We start from the raw sequence: 2,395 nt of genomic DNA, 5'->3' as shown, positions 1-2,395 counted from the left end.
CTCCGGCCTACGGCTTCCCGCAGCCGCTCGCCTCTGCCGGGTGGACAACGGCGCGGGTCGCGGCGGCCTATGACCGTCTGATGCGCGGGCTCGGCTACGACAGCTACGGCATCCACGGCTCGGACAACGGCGCCATGGTTGCGCGTGAGCTGGGCCTGCTCGAGCCTGCGGGCTTCCTCGGACTGCACGTGCTGCAGCTGTTCTCGTTCCCCTCGGGCGACCCGGCCGAGTTCGAGAAGCTCGAGCCCGCGGACTACGCCGGCCTCGAGCACATGCAGTGTTCCAGTCGGTCGGCGGGTACAACACGATGAACTCTTCGCGCCCGCAGACCGTGTCGGTCGGGATCAGCGATTCCCCGGTCGGGCTGCTCGCCTACAGCGAGCTGTTCAACTCGTTCGGCAACGGCACCTCTCTGGTTCCGCTGGAGAAGATCCTGCTCGAGGTGAGTGTGAACTGGTTCGCGAACGCGGCATCCGGCATGAACCGCAGCTATCTGGAGAACGCCAGGGCCGACGCCGCGGCCGACGCCGCCGAGGATGCCGGGCCGCGGATCAACACCGCACGCACGGGTGTCGCCGTGTTCTCGGACGACTTCCAGACGATCCGGGTCTTCGCCGAGCGCGACAACGCGAACATCGTGCACTGGAGCCGCTTCGATGAGGGCGGGCACTTTGCCGCTCTGGAGCGTCCCGACCTGCTCGCCGACGACATCCGGGCGTTCTTCGCCGACGTCCGCTGACTGTCGAACCCCACTCTGCTGCCCAGTCCCACCCGTGCGTCCGTCGCACGGGTGGGTCTAGCATGTCGGCATGTTCGAGCCGTGGAGCGAGTTCAACGTCGCGATGGCGGGGGCGACGGCCGCGCTCGCCGGACTCGTGATCGTCGCCGCGAGTGTGAACATCGCCGAGATCGTCAAGTCCCGCACTCTGACAGCACGGCTCCTCGCCGGGATCGCCGCCCTGCTCCTGGCGCTCGCGATGTCGGCGCTGGGGTTGATCCCCGACATCGACGGCCCCTGGTTCGGCGCGGCCGCCGTCGTCGCGTCGCTGCTGGCTGCCGTGTTCCAGGTGCACGCGACGCGCCTCATCGCGACCGATCCGAGCCCCGAGGATCGCGCCCGTCCGCTCAAGTACCTGGTCGGCTTCCTGCCGATCTTCGCCTATCTCGCCGCGGGCGTGCTGGTGTGGATCGGGCATCCGGCCGGGCTGTACCTCGCGGCGGCGGGCTGTCTGCTCGCGATCGTCTCGGCCGTGGTGGTGTCGTGGGTGGCGCTCGTCGAGGTCCTGCGCTGAACGGGTACGCGGAGAGGGATCTCGCGCGTCAGCCCGTGACGGTGAGCTGCACCTCGGAGGTGCCGCCCGCCTCGACCCAGGCGAGTGAGCGTTCCAGGATGCCGCGCAGCACGTCGAGGTCGATCTGCTCCAGGTCCTTGATGTAGAGGCACCCGACGCCCGTGGTGTGCGGTCCGAGCTTCGCCAGGGCTTCGGTGTGCGCGCCGACCCCGTCGAACAGATAGATCGTGGTCGCGGCCTTGCGCGGAGCGAAGCCGAGCAGTCCGCTGTCGCCTTCGGTCCCTGTCGGGTAGCGGTAGTGGCAGGAGCCGAACCCGATGATCGTCCCCCACGTCTGCGGTTCGCGCTCGGTGACCTCCTGCATGAGCGCGGTCAGCGTCTCGGCGTCCCTGCGGCGCACGGCGGGGGAGGAACGGGCGATGAACCCGGCGACGTCGTCCCCCGTGGGCTTCACTTCGGAGCCTTCGCCGCGGCCTTCATCGCCTTCTTGTGCTCGCGCACCTTCGCGAGCGAGTCGGGCGAGACGATGTCGGCGACGCTGCGGTACGAGCCGTCCTCGCCGTAGGGAGCGGATGCCTCGCGCCAGCCCTCGCCGGTGAAACCGTACTGCTTGCCGAGGAGGGCGAGGAAGATCTTCGCCTTCTGCTCGCCGAAGCCGGGGAGGGCCTTCAGTCGCTTCAGCACCTCGGGCCCCGACGGGTCGCCCTCGGTCCACAGGGCTGCGGCATCGCCGTCCCAGTCGTCGACGAGGGTCTGGCACAGCGTCTGCACGCGCGTCGCCATGGACCCGGGGAACCGGTGCACCGCGGGGGTCTGCTTGAAGGCCTCGAGGAACTCGTCCGGTGCCATGTGGGCGATCGTCGCGGCGTCGGTCGCGCCGGTGCGCTGCTCGATCTTGAGCGGGCCGGCGAACGCGGTCTCCATCGGAACCTGCTGGTCGAGGAGCATCCCCACCAGCAGGGCCAGCGGATTGTCGGTCAGCAGCTCGTCGGCGGCGGTGTCTCCGGTGATGTGAAGGGCCATGCCTCCAGTGTGCCACCGGTGAACGGAGCGTGTCAGGCGGTCGCGGCGTCGTCTGCGGCGTCGGCTTCGGGGGCGATGCC

The 2,395-nt window shown here is 69.5% G+C and carries 5 protein-coding genes; 3 read left to right on the top strand and 2 right to left on the bottom strand.

Annotated features, from left to right (window positions below; all coding sequences use genetic code 11):
* From KZA10_RS18160 to KZA10_RS12530, 3 genes are all read left to right on the top strand, one after another.
* The coding region (locus KZA10_RS18160; protein WP_374196587.1) for an alpha/beta fold hydrolase at positions 1-311 on the top strand (311 nt) is incomplete at its 5' end.
* Positions 308-739, top strand: coding sequence for an alpha/beta fold hydrolase (locus KZA10_RS18155; protein ID WP_256934807.1), 432 nt, complete (start codon positions 308-310; stop codon positions 737-739). The genes KZA10_RS18160 and KZA10_RS18155, both read left to right, overlap by 4 nt.
* A 70-nt stretch (positions 740-809) precedes the next feature.
* On the top strand, positions 810-1,292 hold the full coding sequence (locus KZA10_RS12530; RefSeq protein ID WP_218683036.1) for a hypothetical protein: 483 nt from the start codon (positions 810-812) through the stop codon (positions 1,290-1,292).
* Positions 1,293-1,320: 28 nt separating this feature from the next.
* Here the strand turns inward: KZA10_RS12530 and KZA10_RS12525 are convergent, their stop codons facing one another.
* Positions 1,321-1,746 (bottom strand): DUF1801 domain-containing protein, encoded by a 426-nt coding sequence (locus KZA10_RS12525; protein ID WP_218683035.1) that lies wholly within the window; start codon positions 1,744-1,746, stop codon positions 1,321-1,323.
* Entirely contained in the window at positions 1,743-2,315 is a 573-nt protein-coding gene (locus KZA10_RS12520) for an HhH-GPD-type base excision DNA repair protein (protein WP_218683034.1), read from the bottom strand. The genes KZA10_RS12525 and KZA10_RS12520 overlap by 4 nt, the downstream gene beginning before the upstream one ends.
* Positions 2,316-2,395: the final 80 nt, after the last annotated feature.

Source organism: Microbacterium sp. BF1 (assembly GCF_019279095.1).
GTDB classification, from domain to species: Bacteria; Actinomycetota; Actinomycetes; order Actinomycetales; family Microbacteriaceae; genus Microbacterium; species Microbacterium maritypicum.
Note: the sequence above shows the minus strand (reverse complement) of the source record. Positions and strands in the feature narration are given on the sequence as shown.

What these genes read in the sequence shown, in the direction of transcription:
- KZA10_RS18155 (WP_256934807.1), top strand. Translation starts at nt 308, where the DNA reads ATGAACTCTTCGCGCCCGCAGACCGTGTCGGTCGGGATCAGCGATTCC.
- KZA10_RS12530 (WP_218683036.1), top strand. Translation starts at nt 810, where the DNA reads ATGTTCGAGCCGTGGAGCGAGTTCAACGTCGCGATGGCGGGGGCGACG.
- KZA10_RS12520 (WP_218683034.1), bottom strand. Translation starts at nt 2,315, where the DNA reads ATGGCCCTTCACATCACCGGAGACACCGCCGCCGACGAGCTGCTGACC.